Consider the following 19,108-nt stretch of genomic DNA (forward strand, 5'->3'; position numbering starts at 1 on the left):
GCCGCAGGCCCTCAGGCCCGTGGTTTTCGCGCGCGCCACACCACGCGCCGCAGAACCTTACGCCCGTGGTCTTCGCGCGCGCCACACCACGCGCCACAGGCCCTCACGCCCGTGGTCTTCGCGCGCGCCACACCAGATAGAGCGCGGTGGCGACGGCCGCCCCGCGCAGCGCCCACGGCCACGTCTCGTCGATCGCGGCGTTCAGCTGCCCGGCCGCGACGGGCTCGCCCCAGCGGCCGTCGCTCCGGCCCCACAGCCAGAGCAGCGCGCCCGCCGCGACCGTGCCCGGCAGCCCCATCACGGCCCACTTCGCCTCCGTGCGGGAGAGGGTGCGCGAGCTGTACGTGAGGAGCCAGCCGCCCGCCAGGGCCAGCCAGGAACCGGTCGCGGCTCCCGCCACCAGGAGCAGCGCCGCGAGCAGCAGCAACGGGTGGGTGAAGCCTCCTCCGCCGCCGCCCTGCCGGTCCGCGCGCGGGGTACGGCGGACGAGCCGCGGGAGGCGGCGGCGCGGCTTGGCGGGGGCGTCCTCTTCCCCGGTCCCCTCGGCCTCCTCCGCCGCTCCCTCCGCTTCTTCCCCTTCCGCTCCGTCCTCCGCCGTTCCGGCGCCGGGTCCGGCGGGCAGAAGCGGCTGCCGCAGCATGGCCGCGATCTCCACCCCTCCGGTGAACCCCGGCACATCGACGCCCCGGCCGAACGGCACCTGCTCGACGCGCCACCAGTCGGGCTCGCCCCGGGAGGGGCCCAGCTCGTCCGTACCGGCCCGGTGCGGCGGCAGGGGGCCCGGGTCGCCCGCGGGCTCCGGCGGTGCTTCGGCGGCTGCCGCCGGGCCGGGGGCGTCCTTGCGGAGCAGCGACCGGCGCGGGCGGGGAACGGCCGGGCGCGGCACCTCGCGCGGCACCGGGGACTCCGCCGCGCCGTCGCCCGGAGTGGCCGCGGCGGCCACCAGTTCGTCCGGGGAGCCGAGGCGGCCGATGATGCGCCGGACCGCCGCCGGACTGTCCCCGGGCGCCTTCCCGCGCTGCCGGTCGATCTCGCCCCGGAGCGTCGCCACCAGCCGCATCCGGTCCGCCGAGGACAACTGCTGCTGCTGAGCCAGGTCACCTACCCGGCTCAGATAGTCGTAGACCAGCTGGTCGCTCTCGATCCCCACGTGATCGTCCCCTCCTGCCGCCCTGCACCGACGGTAGCGCCCTCGGGCCTGTCCGGAGCGACTACCGTGGGACGGATGGGGATGACCACACCACCGCGGACGCTCGCCGAAGCACTGCGTGCCCGCACCGACGCGTCGCTGTCCGCGCTGCTGCGGGCCCGCCCCGACCTGCTCAGTCCGGTGCCGGGCGACATCACCCAGCTCGCGACCCGGGCCGGTACCCGCGCCTCCGTCGTCCGCGCGCTGGAACGGCTGGACCGGTTCGCCCTCCAGACCGCCGAGGCGCTCGCGGTGGCCGCCGAGCCCGTCCCGTACGCGACCCTGCTGGCGCTGCTCACCGGCGACGAGCCGGGCGACGGGCGGAGCGGGAACACCCGCAGGGCCATCACCGACGCCCTCCCCCGCGCCCTGGCCACCCTGCGCGAGCAGGCCCTGGTCTGGGGCGACGACGACCGGATGCGGCTGGTCCGGACGGCGCGCGAGCTCCTCGCCCCGTCCCCGCAGCACCCCTCCCCCACCGGTCTCGGGCCGACCGTCGCCGAGGCGACCTCCGGCATGTCCCCGGGCCGCCTCCAGACGATCCTGACCGCGGCCGGACTGCCCGCCACCCACGACCCGGTCTCCGCCGTGCACGCCCTGACCGCGCTCTTCACCGACCGGGCCAGGATGGGCGCGCTGCTGGACACCGCCCCGGCCGAGTCCCTGACCGTGCTGGACCGGCTGGTGTGGGGGCCTCCGTACGGGGAGGTCACCCCGAACCCCGCCCCGCCGGTGACCTGGCTGCGCGACCGCGGGCTGCTGCTGCCCGTGTCGGCCCGCACGGTGGTGCTGCCCCGCGAGGCCGCCCTGCACCTGCGGGCCGGACGCGCCCACCGCGTGCCGGAGCCGGAGCCGCCCGTCGTGACGGCCGTCGCCCAGCGCGATCCACAGGCTGTGGACAGTGCCGCGGCCGCCCAGGCGTTCCTCGCGGTGAGCACCGTGGAAGAGCTGGTGAAGGGCTGGAACGGCGGAGGGCCGCCGATACTGCGGGCCGGCGGGCTCAGCGTCCGCGAGCTGAAACGGGCCGCCACCGCCCTGGAGGTCCCCGAGCAGGTCGCCGCGTTCTGGGCCGAACTGGCTTACAGTGCCGGGCTGCTGGCCTCCGACGGCGAGGCCGACGAACGGTACGCGCCGACTCCGGCGTACGACGACTGGGCGGCCCTCCCCGCGCCGGAGCGCTGGTCGGCCCTGGTCACCGCCTGGCTGCCCGCCACCCGTGTCCCCGGGCTCATCGGCGGCCAGGACGCCAAGGGCCGTACGGTGGCCGCGCTGGGGTCCGGGCTCGACCGTTCCGCCGCCCCCGAGGTGCGCCGCCGGGTCCTCGCCCTGCTCGCCGCGCTGGAACCGGGTGCCGCCCCCGACCCGGAGACCGTCCTGGCCCGGCTCCGCTGGGAACACCCGCTGCGCGGCGGCGCCGCCCCCGAGGACGGCACCGCCGACCTGCGGTCCCGGATCGCCCTGTGGACGCTCGACGAGTCCGAGCTGCTCGGCGTCACCGGCCGGGGCGCACTCGCCGCCCAGACCCGGGCCCTGCTGAACGAGGGGCCCGGCAAGGCGGCCACGCTGCTCGCCCCGCTCCTGCCCGAACCGCTCGACCACGTACTGCTCCAGGCCGACCTGACGGCCGTCGCCCCCGGCCCGCTGGAACGCCCGCTGGCGGAGGCGCTCTCCGTCCTCGCGGACATCGAGTCAAAGGGCGGCGCGACGGTCTACCGCTTCACCCCCGGCTCGGTGCGCCGCGCCCTGGACGCCGGGCAGTCGGCGGCCGACCTGCACGCCTTCCTCGCCGCCCACAGCCGTACGCCCGTGCCGCAGCCGCTCAGCTATCTCGTGGACGACATCGCCCGCCGCCACGGCCATCTGCGGATCGGCGCCGCTTCCTCGTACGTGCGGTGCGACGACGAAGCCGTGCTGAACGAGATCCTCGCCGACAAGCGCTCGGCCACGCTGCGCCTGCGCCGCCTCGCCCCGACGGTCCTGGCCGCGCAGGCCGATCCGGCCTCCCTGCTCGAAGGGCTGCGCGAGATGGGCTACGCCCCGGCCGCGGAGTCCGCCGACGGCGATGTCCTGATCACCCGCGCGGGCACCCGGCGCACCCCGCACCGCACCCCACCGGCCCCGGTACCCGAGGGCCCCCCAGTGCCGGACACCCTCCTGCTCGACGCGGCGGTGCGGGCGATCCGCGCCGGGGACACGGCCGCCACGGTGGCCCGCAAGGACGCCCCGGAGTCCGCCACCGCCACGCCCGGCTCCCTGCCCCGCACCGGCGCCGCCGAGACCCTCGCCACCATGCAGGCCGCCGTGCTGACCGGCTCGGCACTCTGGATCGGCTACGTGAACGCGGACGGTGCCGCCAGCCAGCGGGTCATCGCCCCGGTCCGTGTCGAGGGCGGCTTCGTCACCGCGTACGACCACACCGCCGACGAGATCCGTACCTACCCCCTCCACCGCATCACCGGCGTCGCCGAACTCGCGGACGACGCCACGGCCTGACGGCCCCGGCACGGACCCGGACAGCACGGACCCGGACGGCACGGGCCGGGCCCGGTCGACGGGGCTCTCCGAGGGGTCCGGCCGTGACCGGCCCGTGCCGGCCGGCCCGTTCGTGCCGCGCCGCCTCAGCGGGGCCGCGGGGCGTTGAGACGGGCGGCGCTGCGGGTCAGGTGCTCGCGTTCGGCGAGGTTGGGAGCCTGGTGGGCGGCCTCGGCGTAGAGCCGGGCGGCCGTCTCCCGGTCTCCGGCGCGCTCGTGGAGGTAGGCCTCCGCGGCGGTGCGGCGGGGCAGCGCGGCGTCGAGTTCCGCGAGGGCGGCCAGTCCGGCGCGCGGTCCGTCCGCCTCGCCGACGGCCACCGCGCGGTTGAGCCGGACGACCGGGCTGCCGGTCAGGCGGACGAGCTCGTCGTACCACTCGACGATCTGCGGCCAGTCGGTCTCCTCGGCGCTCGGCGCGTCGGCGTGCAGGGCCGCGACGGCGGCCTGGGCCTGGTACTCGCCCAGCCGGTCGCGGACGAGCGCCCCCTGGAGGATCGCGACGCCCTCCGCGATCATCCCGGTGTCCCATCGCCCCCGGTCCTGCTCGGCGAGCGGCACGAGGCCGCCGTCGGGCGCGGTCCGGGCGGGCCGCCGGGCGTGGTGGAGCAGCATCAGGGCGAGCAGCCCCGCCGCCTCGGGGTGGTCGACCCGGGCCGCGAGCTGCCGGGTGAGCCGGACGGCCTCGGCGGCGAGGTCGAGGTCGCCGGAGTAGCCCTCGTTGAAGACCAGGTAGAGGACGCGCAGCACGGTGGCGACGTCGCCGGGCCGGTCGAGGCGCACCCCGGACACGGCGCGCTTGGCCCGGCTGATGCGCTGCGCCATGGTCGCCTCGGGCACCAGGTAGGCGCGTGCGATCTCGCGGGTGGTGAGCCCTCCGACGGCGCGCAGGGTGAGCGCGACCGCGGAGGACGGCGTCAGCGACGGGTGGGCGCACAGGAAGTAGAGCTGGAGGGTGTCGTCGGCCGCGGGCACGGCCCCCGCCGCCGGTTCCTCGTCGACGAGGTCCTCGCGCCTGCGGCGGGCCGCGTCCGCCCGTACCGCGTCGAGGAAGCGCCGCCAGGCCACGGTGACCAGCCAGCCCTTCGGGTCGCGCGGCGGTTCGGCGGGCCAGACGCGGACCGCCTCGACGAGGGCGTCCTGCACGGCGTCCTCGGCCGCCGCGAAGTCGGCGCCGCGGCGGACGAGGATCGCGAGCACGCCGGGGGTGAGGCTGCGGAGCAGGGCCTCGTCCATGGCGCGGATCACTCCGTGATGGTCGGCGGCTCGGCCAGGAAGGGGCGCAGTTCCAGCCATTCGTGGATCGGCTTCCCGCCCGCGCCCGGGGCGGCCGAGAGCTCCCCGGCCAGCTTGACGGCGCGCTCGTAGCTGTCGACGTCGATCACCATCCACCCGGCGATCAGGTCCTTGGTCTCGGCGAACGGACCGTCGGTGACGGGCGGGCGGCCCTCGCCGTCGTACCGGACCCACGTCCCCCCGGGGGCGAGCGCCTGGCCGTCGACGAACTCTCCGGACTTCTCCAGCCGCGACGCGAAGTCGTTCATGTACTGGATGTGTGCCGTGACCTCCTGCGGGGTCCACCGGTCCATCGGCACGTCGTTGACCGAGGCCGGGGCGCCGCGGTAGTGCTTCAGCAGCAGGTACTTCGCCATGGTGTCTCTCCTCGCTGGGGCGACCCGTCGGGGTCGCGTTCATCCCTGGGACGGAGCCGGGACCGGGTTCTCGACATCCCCGTGGCCCTCCGTCCGAAATTTCCCGAAGACCGGTTCCGGGCGGGCCGCCAGTCTCCTCGAAGTCCGCTCCCGGCCGGGCCGCCGAACCGGGTGGCGGGCCCGTTTCCGCTCCGATGCGGCACACTGGACGTTTGGCCTCATCCCTGGCCGCACCCCGTAGAAAGGGCCGACGCGCGTGACCGGACCTCTCATCGTCCAGAGCGACAAGACGCTGCTCCTCGAAGTCGACCACGAGCAGGCCGACGCCTGCCGCCGGGCCATCGCGCCCTTCGCCGAGCTGGAGCGTGCGCCGGAGCACATCCACACCTACCGGCTGACCCCGCTCGGGCTGTGGAACGCGCGGGCCGCCGGGCACGACGCCGAGCAGGTCGTCGACGCCCTCGTGCAGTACTCGCGCTACCCGGTGCCGCACGCGCTGCTCGTCGACATCGCCGAGACGATGGCCAGGTACGGCCGCCTCACCCTCTCCAAGCACCCGGTGCACGGGCTGGTGCTGACCTCGACCGACCGGCCGGTCCTGGAGGAGGTGCTGCGCTCGAAGAAGGTGCAGCCGCTGGTCGGGGCGCGGATCGACCCGGACTCCGTGGCGGTGCACCCCTCCGAGCGCGGTCAGATCAAGCAGACGCTGCTGAAGCTGGGCTGGCCCGCCGAGGACCTCGCCGGATACGTGGACGGCGAGGCGCACCCGATCGAGCTGGCCGAGGACGGCTGGTCGCTGCGGCCCTACCAGCAGCAGGCCGTCGAGGGCTTCTGGCACGGCGGCTCGGGCGTGGTCGTCCTGCCCTGCGGGGCGGGGAAGACGCTGGTCGGGGCGGGTGCCATGGCGCAGGCCAAGGCGACCACGCTGATCCTGGTGACGAACACGGTCTCGGCCCGGCAGTGGAAGCACGAGCTGGTGAAGCGGACCTCTCTGACCGAGGACGAGATCGGCGAGTACAGCGGAACCCGCAAGGAGATCCGGCCGGTCACGATCGCCACGTACCAGGTGCTGACGACCCGCAGGAAGGGCGTCTATCCGCACCTGGAGCTGTTCGACTCCCGGGACTGGGGGCTGGTGATCTACGACGAGGTGCATCTGCTGCCCGCGCCGGTCTTCAAGTTCACCGCCGACCTCCAGGCGCGGCGGCGGCTCGGCCTGACCGCGACGCTGGTGCGCGAGGACGGCCGCGAGTCGGACGTGTTCTCGCTGATCGGGCCGAAGCGGTTCGACGCCCCGTGGAAGGAGATCGAGGCGCAGGGGTACATCGCGCCGGCCGACTGCGTCGAGGTGCGGGTCAACCTGACGGACTCGGAGCGGCTGGCGTACGCGACCGCCGAGGCCGAGGAGAAGTACCGGTTCTGCGCCACGACGGCGACGAAGCGGAAGGTGACGGAGGCGCTGGTGCGGCGGCACCGCGGCGAGCAGACCCTGGTCATCGGGCAGTACATCGACCAGCTCGACGAGCTCGGTGAGCATCTGGACGCCCCGGTGATCAAGGGCGAGACGAGCAACGCCCAGCGCGAGAAGCTCTTCGACGCGTTCCGGTCGGGCGAGATCGGTGTGCTGGTGGTCTCGAAGGTCGCGAACTTCTCCATCGACCTGCCGGAGGCGACCGTCGCCATCCAGGTCTCGGGGACGTTCGGCTCCCGCCAGGAGGAGGCGCAGCGGCTGGGCCGGGTGCTGCGGCCGAAGGCGGACGGGCACGAGGCGCGGTTCTACTCGGTGGTCGCGCGCGACACGATCGACCAGGACTTCGCGGCACACCGGCAGCGCTTCCTGGCCGAGCAGGGGTACGCGTACCGGATCGTGGACGCGGACGAACTGCTGGCGGACAGCTGAGGCGGCGGGCTGCTCAGCGGGCGTGATGGTGGTGGGCGCCGGTTCTCGCGTCGTGGTTACGGGGACTGGTCTCCTCCGCGTACTCGCCGAGCACGGCCACGTCGAAGGCGGCGCGGACGAAGACCCTGACGGCGCGTACCGCGTCGCCGACGCGGTGGGTACGGAGGTGACCGGTGGCCGCGGTCGCGCCGTGCGCGGGGCCGGTCCTGCGGGGGTTCAGGGTGAGGGTGCTCATGTGTTCCATGGTGCTGCGCCAGGGCCGGTACCGGTATCGGTCCGGGGGTGGAATCCGGGTGGACCCCGGACGGACCCCGCGTCACCCCAGGGGTGTACGCGCCTCCACCCGGTCCCCTACGGGGGGGTGGAGACACGTACGGCGTACGGCCCCGGCATGTTTTCTCCGCGGCCCTGCGAGGGGCGCGGTTCCCCGGGCCCGGGGCGGTGCGCCGTCGGCCGGGGCGGTGCCGGGCGCGGGCGGTGCGCCGCCGGTCCGGACGCGCATCGCGCCGGGCCCGTGCGGTCAGCGCAGTCCGAAGCGTCCGGCCCAGGCGGCCACGTCGGCGGTCGTCGCGTTGCCGCCGCAGACCACCAGGCCGATTCCGGCCCCCTCACCGACGCGCTCCAGTACCCGGCGTGCCGCGGGCAGCAGGCACCCGGCGGCGGGCTCGGCCCAGACCTTGCCGTGGTCGGCCAGATCGAAGGTGCCCTGGACGGCCTCCGCGTCGGTCACCGTGAGCACGTCCGTGACCAGCGCCGAGACGTGCTCGTAGGTGAGCTGCGAGGCGCTGGGGGCGCTCAGGGTCGAGACGATCGAGGACAGTTCGACCGGCACCGGCCCGCCGGAGGCCAGGGCCTGCGACATCGCTCGCGCGCCCTCGGTCTCCACGCCCCAGATCCGTACCCCGGGGCGGCGCGCGTGCAGCGCGGCGGCGACCCCGGAGATCAGTCCCCCGCCGCCGATGCTGACGAGTACGTCGGTGAGTTCCCCGGCGTCCTCCGCGAGCTCCAGGCCGACCGTGCCCTGGGCGGCTATGACGACGGGGTCGTCGAAGGGGTGGACCGGGGTGAGTCCCTTGGCCCGGAAATCGTCCACGAGGGCGAACGCCTCGTCCATGGTGTCGGCAAGGACGACACTCGCCCCGGCGCCCTCCGCGACGGCCACGGCGCGGCCCGGGGCGGACCGCGGCATGACGACGGTCGCCTCGATGCCCAGCGCGCCGGACATGACCGCGGTCGCGATGCCGTGGTTGCCGCCACTGACCGCCACGACACCGGCGGCGCGTTCGTCCTCACCGAGCGCGAGCAGCTTCGCGGTCGCCCCACGCGCCTTGAACGAGCCGGTGCGCTGCAGGAGTTCCAGCTTCGCGGTGACCGGCGCGCCCAGGAACTCGGAGAGCCCGGGGCTCGGCACGGTCGGGGTCCGTACGACGTGTCCGGTGATCCGCTCGGCGGCGGCTTCCACGTCCGCGACAGTAACCAGCACATTCGCCTCCGTCACACGATCCGGGCCGCGGTGACCGGGCCCCGTCGCGCGCCGTGCGGAAGCCGCGGCCACGCGGCGCCGCTCCCGCGCACGATGGGACCGACCAGGCAGCAGTTCGATCACCCTACGCCGCCCACGAACCCCGCCGGCCCCGTCCGCGGCTTCCTGCCCCACGGTCGCGGTCGCGATGACAAGCGCGCGATCGACACGCTCCACGTTCCCGGGCTGCTCCAGACCCAGGCGTACGCGAAAGAGCTGGTCCTCAGCAGGGTGTCAGACCTTCCGGAAGGGGAAACAAGGGTCGAGCACAGGATGCGGCGGCGCGAGGTCTTCGAGCGTCCGCAGCCGACCGGATTTCAGGCACTCATCCACGAAGCCGCCCTGCGGATGCGCTGCTGCCGACCGGAGACCCTGCGCGAACAGCTCGATTTCCTCATCGAGGCGTCGTCGTGGCCGAGCGCATCCATTCAGGTAGTGCCGTTCAGCAAACAGATCACCGGGTCCGTGCACTCCATGCTTTGTGCGGGCGCAACCATCCCGCAGCTGGACACGGTGCAGATCGACAGCGCATTCGACGGCGGATTCCTGGACGCCGAGCCTCACCTGATCAAGTATCGCGCCCTGTGGGATCCGGTCGAAGAAATCGCGCTCGACACCGACGAATCACGCAAGTTCATCCACCGAGTCGCACAGGAAACGTGAGAGAGATGACCGCCCCCACTGCTTGGCAGAAGTCCTCGTTCTCAGGACCGGAGGACCATCAGAACTGCGTTCACGTCCGCCTCGCCGCGACCGGCGACATCGAACTCGTCGAGAGCGACAGACCCGGGACGATCATGGCCACGGCCCCCGCGAACTTCGCCGCCTTCGTCAAGGGCATCAAGGCGGGCGAGTTCGATCACCTGGTCGAGGGCCATCAGGACTGACCACTCCCCCTCCAGAACCGCGCATCAAGCGCCCCCGGGCCGACGGCGCTCGGCATTCGTCGCCCTCACCCGGGGAAGCGGCGAGCCGAACGGCCACGGGCGGCGGCACCGCCTCCGATCGATATGTGTTGGCCCCAACCGGGCCCGGTGGATACAATCGCCGGTCTGCCCGCCTCCCGCACCGTGGTACCGGCGGCCCCCGCGAGGGTCCGTGCCGGCAGCCGGGGGAGCGCCGCCGACCGGACGGAAACCGGTCGACACCCCGACGCGCACCCGTTGCGCGTACCCGTGATCGATCCCGCAGCGGACCGCATCTCCCCTCGGCGGGATGACGCGGTCCGCCGTCCTGCGTTGAAAAGCCGGAGGCAACACCGTGCCCGCGCACGAACTCGAGAACGACAGCACCACCGATCCGCTGGCCCGTGAACGCGCCCACCTCGCCGCGTCCCGCGCCGCGCTGCGGGCCATGCGCGAGGACGCCCAGGCCCTGGACATCCGCGATGTGACCGCGAACTGGGTCAACGCGGCCGTCCTCCAGGCCCAGATCGACGAGCGGATCAAATCGCTCGCCGACCTCGCCCACACCCCGCTCTTCTTCGGGCGGCTGGACTATCTGCACCGGGTCGGTGCCGAGCAGGCGGAAGGGGCGGAGGGGGAGCAGTTCTACATCGGCCGCCGCCATGTGCACGACGCGGGCGGCGACCCGATGGTCATCGACTGGCGCGCCCCCGTCTCGCAGCCCTTCTACCGGGCGTCCCGCAAGGACCCGCAGGACGTCGGGCAGCGCCGCCGCTTCGGCTACACCGGCGGTGAGCTGACCGCGTACGAGGACGAGCACCTGAGCGACCCGGCCGAGACCGAGCAGACCAGCAAGCTGCTCCAGGCGGAGATCGAGCGCCCGCGCGTCGGCCCGATGCGGGACATCGTGGCGACGATCCAGCCCGAGCAGGACGAGATCGTCCGCAGCGAGCTGGGCGGGACGGTGTGCGTGCAGGGCGGACCGGGCACCGGGAAGACGGCCGTGGGCCTGCACCGGGTGGCCTATCTGCTGTACGCGCACCGGGAGCGCCTCGCCCGTACCGGGACGCTGGTGATCGGGCCGAACCGGTCCTTCCTCCAGTACATCGAGCAGGTGCTGCCCGCCCTCGGCGAGCTGGCGGTGGAGCAGTCCACGGTGGACGACCTGGTGGCGCCCGCCGGTATCGAGGTGCGGGGTACGGACACGGCGGAGGCGGCCGTCGTGAAGGGCGACGCCCGCATGGCGGAGGTGCTGCGGCGGGCGATCCGTTCGCACGTGACGCCGCCGGAGGAACCGGTCGTGGTGGTGCGCGGCTCGCGGCGCTGGCGGGTGCCCGCGTACGAGGTGGCCGGGATGGTCGAGGAACTACTGGCCCGGGACATGCGCTACGGGGCGGCCCACGAGGCGTTGCCGCAGCGCATCGCGCACGCGGTGCTGGTCCGGATGGAGGAGGCGGGCGAGGCTCCGGACGACCGGGTCCAGAACGCGGTGGCCCGCAATCCCGCGGTGAAGGCGGCGGTGAAGGCGATCTGGCCCGCCGTGGACCCGGCGAAGCTGGTCCTGCGGCTGCTCGGCGACCCGGAGTTCCTGGCCGCCCACGCGGAGGGGCTGCTCGACGCGGACGAGCAGAAGGCCGTCGTGTGGGTGAAGCCCGCGCGGAGCGTGAGGTCGGCGAAGTGGTCGGCGGCGGACGCGGTGCTGATCGACGAGGCGAACGACCTGGTGACGCGTACGCATTCGCTGGGCCATGTGGTGCTCGACGAGGCGCAGGACCTGTCCCCCATGCAGTACCGGGCGGTGGGCCGCCGCTGTACGACCGGCTCGGCGACGGTGCTGGGCGATCTGGCGCAGGGCACGACGCCGTGGTCGACGGCGAGCTGGGCGCAGGCGCTGCACCATCTGGGGAAGTCGGACGCGGTGGTGGAGGAGCTGACGGCGGGGTTCCGCGTGCCGCGCGAGGTGATCGCGTACGCCTCCCGGCTGCTGCCGGTGATCTCGCCCGGTCTGGCGGCGGTGGAATCGGTGCGTGAGTCGCCGGGTTCGCTGGAGGTGCGGGCGGTGGACGGCGCACCGGAGCTGGACGCGGCGGTGGTCACCGCGTGCGAGGAGGCGCTGACCCAGGAGGGGTCGATCGGCCTGATCGCGGCGGACGCCCGGATTCCGGCGCTGGCGGAGGCGCTGGGCGCGGCGGGGCACGCGTATCTCTCGCCGGGCGAGGAGACGACCGCCCGGTCCCGGCTGACGCTGGTGCCCGCGTCGCTGGCGAAGGGACTGGAGTACGACTACGTGGTGCTGGACGAGCCGGCCGCGGTGGTGGACGGCGAGGCGGACATCCGGACGGGGCTGCGCCGGTTGTACGTGGCGCTGACGCGTGCGGTGTCGGGGCTGACGGTGGTGCACGCGGGGGATCTGCCGGAGGAGCTGTCGATGCCGGTGACCGCCTGAACGCGGGAACGCGGGAACGCGGGAACGCGGGAACGGCGCGGATGGGGGAGGTCCGGGGCGGCGCCCCGGGCCTCCCCGTCCTTGTCCCCGTTACGCGTCGAGCACCGTGCGCCATTCGCGTACCGCCGCCGCGTCCACCGGGCCCGACCAGCCGTGCGGGCGGGCGGCGCCGCCGATGTGCACGGCGTCGATCCCGGCGGCCAGCAGCTCGGGCAGGTGCTCCAGGCGCAGGCCGCCGCCCACCAGGATCCGCGGTTCGTAACCGGGCTCACCCTTGCGCGCCGCCTCGGCCAGCAGCGTCGGGATGCCCTCGTCGACGCCCTTCGCCGAACCCGCCGTGAGGTACGTGTCCAGTCCCGGCATGTCCGCCAGCCGCCTGCGCAGCGCGTCCCGGTCGGCGGCCCGGTCGATCGCGCGGTGGAAGGTCCACGGGCAGCCGTCCAGCTCGGCGATGAGCCGCTCGACGGCGACCAGGTCCGGCCGCCCCTGCGCGTCGAGGAAGCCGAAGACGAATTCCTCGGCGCCCGCCGCACGCAGCTCGTGGGCCCTGGCCACGAGCACCTCGATGTCCCCGGCCTCGAAGCCGTCCGCCACCCTGAGCATCACCCGCAGCGGGATGTCCACCGCTGCCCGAATCTCCGCGAAGGTCGCACAGGACGGGGTCAGGCCGTCCGCCGCCATGTCGGTGACCAGCTCAAGCCGGTCCGCACCACCCGCCTGGGCCGCGACCGCGTCCTCCGCGTCGAGAGCGATCACCTCCAGGACTGCACGGTTGCTCATGGGATCCCAATCCTCCAGAGACAGCAATAGGTCTAGTCCAATGACCACCCTACGGGTCAGTACACCGAGGATGCAGCCTCAATGCCAGGCGAAGATACGTGAGCTCAGCCGCACATCCGGTGACCGAACGCACACGTTCCGGGCTCGCGCGGCATATCCACCCTTGCGTTTTATAGGGGAGGGGGGTATACATGAGTCAGCAATGCATACCCCCTAGGGGTATCAACGTCACGGTCAGGGAGGACAACGTGTCCGCGCACATCGCCACACCAGGCACCGACACCGGCACCGCCGCAGAGGTCGAGCTCGCGATCGGCGGCATGACCTGCGCCTCCTGCGCGGCCCGTATCGAGAAGAAGCTCAACCGGATGGACGGCGTCACCGCCACCGTCAACTACGCCACCGAGAAGGCCAAGGTCAGCTACCGGGGCGAGGACCTCTCCGTACAGGACCTGATCGCCACCGTCGAGAAGACCGGCTACACCGCGCACGAGCCCGCTCCCCCGGCCCGTACCGACTCGGCGGTGACGCCCGGGGACGGGTCCGAGGAGGCCGACGAGCTGCGCCCGCTGCGCCAGCGTCTGCTGACGGCCGTCGCGCTCGCGGTGCCGGTGATCGCGATGTCGATGATCCCGGCGCTCCAGTTCGACTACTGGCAGTGGCTCTCCCTGACGCTGACCGCCCCGGTCGTCACGTACGCCGCCTGGCCGTTCCACAGGGCCGCGTTCACCAACGCCCGGCACGGCGCCGCCACGATGGACACGCTGATCTCGGTCGGCACCTCGGCCGCGTTCCTGTGGTCGCTGTGGGCGCTGTTCTTCGGGACGGCGGGCATGGTCGGCATGACGCACCCGTTCGAGCTCACGATCGGCCGGACCGACGGCTCCGGGAACATCTACCTGGAGGCCGCCGCCGGAGTCACCGCGTTCATCCTGGCCGGGCGCTACTTCGAGGCCCGCTCCAAGCGGAAGGCGGGCGCGGCCCTCAAGGCGCTGCTCGAACTCGGCGCCAAGGAGGTCACCGTGGTGCGCGGCGGCCGTGAGGTGACCGTGCCGACGGCCGAACTCCAGGTCGGTGACCGCTTCCTGGTCCGCCCCGGCGAGAAGATCGCCACGGACGGCACCGTCGTCGAGGGCGCCTCGGCCGTGGACGCCTCGATGCTGACCGGCGAGTCCGTGCCCGTGGAGGTCGGCGTCGGCGACTCCGTCACCGGGGCCACCCTCAACGCGGGCGGCCGGCTCGTCGTCGAGGCCACCCGGATCGGCGCCGACACCCAGCTCGCCCGGATGGCGAAGCTCGTCGAGGACGCCCAGAACGGCAAGGCCGCGGCCCAGCGGCTCGCCGACCGGATCTCCGCCGTCTTCGTCCCCGTGGTGATCGCCCTGGCGCTCGGCACGCTCGGCTTCTGGCTGGGCAACGGTTCGGGTCTGACCGCCGCGTTCACGGCCGCCGTGGCCGTACTGATCATCGCCTGCCCCTGCGCCCTGGGCCTCGCCACCCCGACCGCCCTCATGGTCGGCACCGGACGCGGCGCCCAGCTCGGCATCCTCATCAAGGGACCGGAAGTCCTGGAGACCACCCGCCGCGTCGACACCATCGTCCTCGACAAGACCGGCACCGTCACCACCGGCCGCATGACCCTCCTCGACGTCCACACCACCGCCACCACCACCGAGAACGAGGTCCTCCGCCTCGCCGGAGCCCTGGAACACTCCTCCGAACACCCCATCGCCCAGGCCGTCGCCACCGGAGCCACCGACCGCACCGGCACCACCCTCCCCACCCCCGAGGACTTCACCAACGTCCCCGGACTCGGCGTCCAGGGAATCGTCGAGGGCCACGCGGTCCTGGTCGGCCGGGAGCAGCTGCTGGCCGAGTGGGAGATCCACCTGCCGGTGGAGCTGGCCCGGCTCAAGGCCGCGGCCGAGGCCGCGGGCCGGACGGCCATCGCGGTCGCCTGGGACGGTGAGGCGCGGGCGGTGCTCGAAGTCGCCGACGCGGTGAAGGACACCAGCGCCGAGGCCATCGAGCGGCTGCGGGCCCTGGGGCTCACCCCGATCCTGCTGACCGGTGACAACCGGGCGGTGGCCGAGTCGGTCGCCGCCGAGGTCGGGATCGACACGGTGTACGCGGAGGTCATGCCGGAGGACAAGGTCGACGTCGTCAAGAAGCTCCAGGCCGAGGGCCGTTCGGTCGCCATGGTCGGGGACGGGGTCAACGACGCCGCCGCCCTCGCCCAGGCCGATCTGGGCCTCGCGATGGGGACCGGCACGGACGCCGCGATCGAGGCGGGCGACCTGACACTGGTCCGCGGTGACCTGCGGTCCGCTGCGGACGCCATCCGGCTGTCGCGCAAGACTCTCGGCACCATCCGCACCAACCTGTTCTGGGCCTTCGCCTACAACGTGGCCGCACTGCCGCTCGCGGCTGCCGGGCTGCTCAACCCGATGATCGCGGGCGCCGCGATGGCGTTCTCCTCGGTCTTCGTCGTCGGCAACTCGCTGCGGCTGCGGGGCTTCAAGGCCGCTTCGTAACCGTCGGACACCGCTGACAACGCGGCCTGCCGGGAGTCCAACAGGGCTCCCGGCAGGCCGCGTTGTCAGTGCGGGCACTTAGGGTTTCCGGCATGACGAGCTGGATGCACGACTCCTTCCCCGGCCACGAGGTGAACATCGTTCTCGCTCGTGGCCTGCCGCTTGACGCGCTCACCGCGGGCCTGCGCGAGCTGCGGCGCGAACCACTGGCGCACGGCGGAGCGGAGGGCGGTGATGACGGCACCGGGGCGGGCGGCTGGGCCTGGGCGGTGCACGACATGGTCAACGAGGAGATAGAGGACTACAACGGGGTCGACTACCGGCGGCTCTGCCCGCAGGGCACGGAGCTGGTCGTGTTCGAGACCGAGCCGTGCAGCGCGAAGGCGCACGGGCCCAGTTTCGAGTACCACCGCGACGGCCGCCTGGTCCTCGCCTTCAGCTTCGAGAACATCGGCCAGCGGGTCGGGGAGAACCCCGACCACCTCTCCGCCGAGCTGCTCGCCGCCGGACTCATAGGCCCCGGCGCGGAGTGCGAGGAAGCGGACGCGAAGGACGGCCACGACTGCTTCGACCACCACTACGACGACGAGGACCGCCTGGTGCGGACGATCGCCGGGGCCTTCGGCCTGCCGTCGCCCCCGCTGGCCCGGAAGGTGGTGAGCGGGGCATGAACGACCCGATCGCCTCCGGCGCCTCCGGCACTTTTGTCACCTACGCCCAGGGCCTGGACCTGCCCACGCTGACCGAGATCTTCGCCGCGGCGGGATACCCCGCCCGCACGCGGGGCGCGTCGGACGGCTGGTCCTGGCTGACGCACGACGCGGCGACCGTGCCCGGCGACGAAGTGGCGGACCTGTCGCGCGACATCACCGGGTTCCGTTACGAGGAACGCTTCGGCGGGCCCGACCGGGTGCGGACGGTGTTCCTGGCCACCACGCCCGCCTGCCCGTGCCCGCACGGGCAGAACTACATGGTGCCGCACTGCCCCGACCATCCCTTCCAGTTCCAGTACTGCCGGGGCGGGTTCGAACGGTCGTACTTCAACGTGGGGCAGCGCCGCGAGTCACGCCGCAGCGGTGACCTGCTGGTACGGGAGCTGCTGGACGCCGGGATAGTCGGCCGGGAGACCCCGGCGTACGAGAACGACCCCGGCTTCAATGCCGACGGCGCCGTGACGATGCGGATCATCAGGGACCACTTCGGGCTGCCCGCCGCGTCCTGACGGTCGCGGCGGTGAACCGTAGCCGGGTTCCCGCGACCGCCTGCGCCGCGGCCGCCAGCGCGGGCTCGGCGACCACCCCGATCACCGGATAACCGCCCGTCGTCGGATGGTCGTTGAGGAACACCACCGGGTGGCCGTCCGGTGGCACCTGGACGGCGCCGAGCACCATGCCCTCACTGGGCAGTTCGCCCGTGCGGGCGCAGGTGAGCGCCGGTCCCTCGGTGCGCAGCCCGATCCGGTTGCTGTCCGGCGAGATCCGGTACGTGGCCGTGGTGAGCGTACGCAGCGCCCCCGCGGTGAACCAGGCGTGACGGGGGCCGAGGCGGAGCGGGAGCACCAGCTCGGCGGGGACACCGGGCCAGGGCACCGCGTCGGCGGCCGGGGGGCTCGCCGGGGCCTCGCCCAGCGGCAGCACGTCGCCGGTGCGCAGGGGGGCCGGGCCGAGCCCGGAGAGCAGGTCGGCCGACCGGCTGCCCAGCACCGGTTCCGGCACCAGGCCGCCGCCGAACGCCAGGTAGCCGCGCAGGCCCCGCACCGCCGGGCCCGCGTCGAGCACCGCACCCGCCGGGACGCGGACCGGGGCGCCCCAGGCCACCGGCCGCCCGTCCACGGTGACCCGGCAGGGCGCGCCGCCCACGACCACGAGGACGGGCCGGTCGGGGCGGACCGCACAGCCGGTGACGGTGGTCTCCAGGAGCGCCGCGTCCGGCCCGTTCCCGGCCAGCCGGTTGGCGAGCCGGGCCGCCGGGACGTCCAGGGCGCCGGAACGCGGTACGCCGAGGTGCGCCCAGCCGGTGCGGCCGGAGTCCTGGACGGTGGTCAGCGCACCGGCCCGGACGACCTGGACCGCCCCGGTCACGACGCCGCCCCCAGCCCGACGAAACGCACCCGGGTTCCGGGGGTCAGCAGCGCGGCCGGTTCGCGGGCCGGGTTCCACAGCCCGCCCGGTTCGGGCATGCGCCCGACGAGCTGCCAGCCGCCGGGCGACGGGCGCGGGTAGATCCCGGTGTACGCCCCCGCGAGCGCCAGCGCACCGGCCGGGACCTGGGTGCGCGGGGTCGCACGCCGAGGCAGGTGGAGGTGCGCGGGGAGCCCGGTGAGGTAGCCGAAGCCGGGGGCGAACCCGCAGAAGGCCACCCGGAATTCGGTCGCCGCGTGGATACGGGACACCTCGGCCACCGGAACGCCCCAGGCCGCCGCGACGAACGCGAGGTCGGGGCCGTCGTAGACGACGGGGATCTCGACGGCCGCCCCCGACCCGTGACGCAGCGGCGGAATCCGCCAGGAGGCGAGTTCCCGGGTGAACCGGGCGAACCGGGCCCGACCGGCCGGGGTGCGGTCCACGAGCCCGTCGATGAGCACGGTCCGGGCCCCGGGCACGATCTCGCGCACGGCGGGCAGCTCACCGCGCGCGCGGCGGCGCAGCAGCTCGGCGTGGAAGGCGGCGGCCCGCTCGGCGCAGGGCAGTTCGACGAGCACCGCCCCGTCCCCGGCGGGCAGCACGACCAGCTCCCCGGCCCCGGCCCCGCTCCCGGCGGCCAGCCCCACCGGCTCACCGGCCCCGGCCCCGCCCCCGTCCCCGTCCCCGTCCCCCTGCGCGGTGTCCCTGCCGTACCCGCTCACGCGAAGGCCCGCAGGGGCACGTTCGCCGCCTCCAGCGCGGCCCGGACCCGGCGCGCCAGCGCTGCCGCTCCCGGAGTGTCGCCGTGCACGCACAACGAGCGCGCCGCGACCGGTATCCGGCTGCCGTCCGCCCCGGTGACCCCGCCCTCCACCGCCACGCCGACACTGCGCCGTACGACCTCGTCCGCGTCGTGCACCACCGCACCGGGCTCACCGCGCGGCACCAGCGTCCCCCGCGCCGTGTACGCCCGGTCGGCGAAGGCCTCCCCCACGGCGGCCAGGCCCGCGGCCCTGGCGTGGGCGAGCAGGCGCGAGCCCGGCAGGCCGAGGACCGCCAGGTCACCACCGGCCAGCCCGACGCCCGCGACCACGGCGGCGGCCTGCTCGTCGTCCCAGACGGCCCGGTTGTAGAGGGCGCCGTGCGGTTTGACGTACGCGACGCAGGCCCCGGCCGCCTCGGCGAACACCCGCAGCGCACCGATCTGGTAGGCGACCTCCGCGGTCAGCTCGGCGGGCGGGACGTCCATCGAGCGGCGCCCGAACCCGGCCAGGTCCCGGTAGGAGACCTGGGCGCCGATCGTCACGCCCCGGGCGGCGGCGGTGTCGCAGACCCGCCGCATCACGGAGGCGTCGCCCGCGTGGAATCCACAGGCCACATTGGCGCTGGTGACACAGGAGAGGAGGGCGTCGTCATCGGTGAGGGTCCAGTGCCCGAACCCCTCGCCGAGATCGGCGTTGAGGTCCATCGGGGCGGTCCGGCCGGCCGGGTTCGTCAGATCCGTCACAGGCGCACGCTAGTGAGCGCCC

Annotated in this window: 17 protein-coding genes; 8 read left to right on the plus strand and 9 right to left on the minus strand. The window is 74.0% G+C overall.

From position 1 onward, the window contains the following. Positions 1-103: 103 nt before the first annotated feature. Complete coding sequence (locus tag ACFVWY_RS22430; protein ID WP_389875181.1) at positions 104-1,150, minus strand: hypothetical protein; 1,047 nt, start codon at positions 1,148-1,150, stop codon at positions 104-106. Between the two features lie 75 nt (positions 1,151-1,225). Between ACFVWY_RS22430 and ACFVWY_RS22435 the strand changes: the two genes are divergently transcribed. Next, positions 1,226-3,682, plus strand: a complete 2,457-nt coding sequence (locus ACFVWY_RS22435; RefSeq protein ID WP_389875184.1) for a helicase-associated domain-containing protein — start codon at positions 1,226-1,228, stop codon at positions 3,680-3,682. Positions 3,683-3,807: 125 nt separating this feature from the next. Here the strand turns inward: ACFVWY_RS22435 and ACFVWY_RS22440 are convergent, their stop codons facing one another. Together ACFVWY_RS22440 and ACFVWY_RS22445 are read right to left on the minus strand one after the other, a co-directional pair. Beyond that, positions 3,808-4,953, minus strand: coding sequence for an RNA polymerase sigma factor (locus ACFVWY_RS22440; RefSeq protein ID WP_389875403.1), 1,146 nt, complete (start codon positions 4,951-4,953; stop codon positions 3,808-3,810). 8 nt (positions 4,954-4,961) lie between these two features. After that, positions 4,962-5,369: a YciI family protein gene (locus tag ACFVWY_RS22445; RefSeq protein ID WP_389875186.1), complete on the minus strand. Its 408-nt coding sequence runs from the start codon at positions 5,367-5,369 to the stop codon at positions 4,962-4,964. 256 nt (positions 5,370-5,625) lie between these two features. Here ACFVWY_RS22445 and ACFVWY_RS22450 point away from each other — a divergent pair, with 256 nt between their 5' ends. Further along, entirely contained in the window at positions 5,626-7,269 is a 1,644-nt protein-coding gene (locus ACFVWY_RS22450) for a DNA repair helicase XPB (RefSeq protein ID WP_389875189.1), read from the plus strand. 13 nt (positions 7,270-7,282) lie between these two features. Here the strand turns inward: ACFVWY_RS22450 and ACFVWY_RS22455 are convergent, their stop codons facing one another. Beyond that, complete coding sequence (locus ACFVWY_RS22455; protein WP_389875192.1) at positions 7,283-7,504, minus strand: hypothetical protein; 222 nt, start codon at positions 7,502-7,504, stop codon at positions 7,283-7,285. 285 nt (positions 7,505-7,789) lie between these two features. Beyond that, entirely contained in the window at positions 7,790-8,749 is a 960-nt protein-coding gene (locus ACFVWY_RS22460; protein ID WP_389875406.1) for a pyridoxal-phosphate dependent enzyme, read from the minus strand. 96 nt (positions 8,750-8,845) lie between these two features. On the opposite strand from ACFVWY_RS22460, the gene ACFVWY_RS22465 reads away from it, so the two are divergent. From ACFVWY_RS22465 to ACFVWY_RS22475, 3 genes are all read left to right on the plus strand, one after another. Then, complete coding sequence (locus ACFVWY_RS22465) at positions 8,846-9,454, plus strand: DUF5753 domain-containing protein (RefSeq protein WP_389875194.1); 609 nt, start codon at positions 8,846-8,848, stop codon at positions 9,452-9,454. Positions 9,455-9,459: 5 nt separating this feature from the next. Next, complete coding sequence (locus ACFVWY_RS22470) at positions 9,460-9,678, plus strand: DUF397 domain-containing protein (protein WP_389875197.1); 219 nt, start codon at positions 9,460-9,462, stop codon at positions 9,676-9,678. Between the two features lie 373 nt (positions 9,679-10,051). After that, the gene (locus ACFVWY_RS22475) at positions 10,052-12,142 is read left to right on the plus strand and encodes a HelD family protein (protein WP_389875199.1); all 2,091 of its coding nucleotides are present in this window, start codon (positions 10,052-10,054) and stop codon (positions 12,140-12,142) included. A gap of 90 nt (positions 12,143-12,232) precedes the next feature. On the opposite strand, the gene ACFVWY_RS22480 is transcribed toward ACFVWY_RS22475, so the two are convergent. Beyond that, positions 12,233-12,922, minus strand: coding sequence for a copper homeostasis protein CutC (locus ACFVWY_RS22480; protein WP_389875202.1), 690 nt, complete (start codon positions 12,920-12,922; stop codon positions 12,233-12,235). A 248-nt stretch (positions 12,923-13,170) separates the two neighbouring features. Here ACFVWY_RS22480 and ACFVWY_RS22485 point away from each other — a divergent pair, with 248 nt between their 5' ends. From ACFVWY_RS22485 to ACFVWY_RS22495, 3 genes are all read left to right on the plus strand, one after another. Next, positions 13,171-15,456: a heavy metal translocating P-type ATPase gene (locus tag ACFVWY_RS22485; protein WP_389875204.1), complete on the plus strand. Its 2,286-nt coding sequence runs from the start codon at positions 13,171-13,173 to the stop codon at positions 15,454-15,456. Between the two features lie 92 nt (positions 15,457-15,548). Further along, on the plus strand, positions 15,549-16,127 hold the full coding sequence (locus ACFVWY_RS22490; RefSeq protein WP_389875207.1) for a hypothetical protein: 579 nt from the start codon (positions 15,549-15,551) through the stop codon (positions 16,125-16,127). After that, positions 16,124-16,678: a hypothetical protein gene (locus ACFVWY_RS22495; RefSeq protein WP_389875210.1), complete on the plus strand. Its 555-nt coding sequence runs from the start codon at positions 16,124-16,126 to the stop codon at positions 16,676-16,678. The genes ACFVWY_RS22490 and ACFVWY_RS22495 overlap by 4 nt, the downstream gene beginning before the upstream one ends. Here the strand turns inward: ACFVWY_RS22495 and ACFVWY_RS22500 are convergent. The 3 genes from ACFVWY_RS22500 to ACFVWY_RS22510 form a co-directional block, all read right to left on the minus strand. Further along, positions 16,644-17,537 (minus strand): biotin-dependent carboxyltransferase family protein, encoded by an 894-nt coding sequence (locus ACFVWY_RS22500; protein WP_389875212.1) that lies wholly within the window; start codon positions 17,535-17,537, stop codon positions 16,644-16,646. The two genes, ACFVWY_RS22495 and ACFVWY_RS22500, sit on opposite strands and share 35 nt — an antisense overlap. Further along, positions 17,534-18,181, minus strand: a complete 648-nt coding sequence (locus ACFVWY_RS22505) for an allophanate hydrolase subunit 1 (RefSeq protein WP_389875408.1) — start codon at positions 18,179-18,181, stop codon at positions 17,534-17,536. Before ACFVWY_RS22505 ends, ACFVWY_RS22500 begins: the two co-directional genes overlap by 4 nt. A gap of 116 nt (positions 18,182-18,297) precedes the next feature. After that, positions 18,298-19,047, minus strand: a complete 750-nt coding sequence (locus ACFVWY_RS22510) for a LamB/YcsF family protein (RefSeq protein WP_389875410.1) — start codon at positions 19,045-19,047, stop codon at positions 18,298-18,300. Between the last annotated feature and the right edge of the window lie 61 nt (positions 19,048-19,108).

The organism is Streptomyces sp. NPDC058195, assembly GCF_042883525.1.
Classification (GTDB): domain Bacteria; phylum Actinomycetota; class Actinomycetes; order Streptomycetales; family Streptomycetaceae; genus Streptomyces.

Coding starts and splice junctions, on each gene's coding strand:
- ACFVWY_RS22480 (WP_389875202.1), bottom strand. CDS start 12,922: ATGAGCAACCGTGCAGTCCTGGAGGTGATCGCTCTCGACGCGGAGGAC.
- ACFVWY_RS22465 (WP_389875194.1), top strand. CDS start 8,846: ATGGGACCGACCAGGCAGCAGTTCGATCACCCTACGCCGCCCACGAAC.
- ACFVWY_RS22435 (WP_389875184.1), top strand. CDS start 1,226: ATGGGGATGACCACACCACCGCGGACGCTCGCCGAAGCACTGCGTGCC.
- ACFVWY_RS22440 (WP_389875403.1), bottom strand. CDS start 4,953: ATGGACGAGGCCCTGCTCCGCAGCCTCACCCCCGGCGTGCTCGCGATC.
- ACFVWY_RS22495 (WP_389875210.1), top strand. CDS start 16,124: ATGAACGACCCGATCGCCTCCGGCGCCTCCGGCACTTTTGTCACCTAC.
- ACFVWY_RS22445 (WP_389875186.1), bottom strand. CDS start 5,369: ATGGCGAAGTACCTGCTGCTGAAGCACTACCGCGGCGCCCCGGCCTCG.
- ACFVWY_RS22510 (WP_389875410.1), bottom strand. CDS start 19,047: ATGGACCTCAACGCCGATCTCGGCGAGGGGTTCGGGCACTGGACCCTC.
- ACFVWY_RS22455 (WP_389875192.1), bottom strand. CDS start 7,504: ATGAGCACCCTCACCCTGAACCCCCGCAGGACCGGCCCCGCGCACGGC.
- ACFVWY_RS22490 (WP_389875207.1), top strand. CDS start 15,549: ATGACGAGCTGGATGCACGACTCCTTCCCCGGCCACGAGGTGAACATC.
- ACFVWY_RS22470 (WP_389875197.1), top strand. CDS start 9,460: ATGACCGCCCCCACTGCTTGGCAGAAGTCCTCGTTCTCAGGACCGGAG.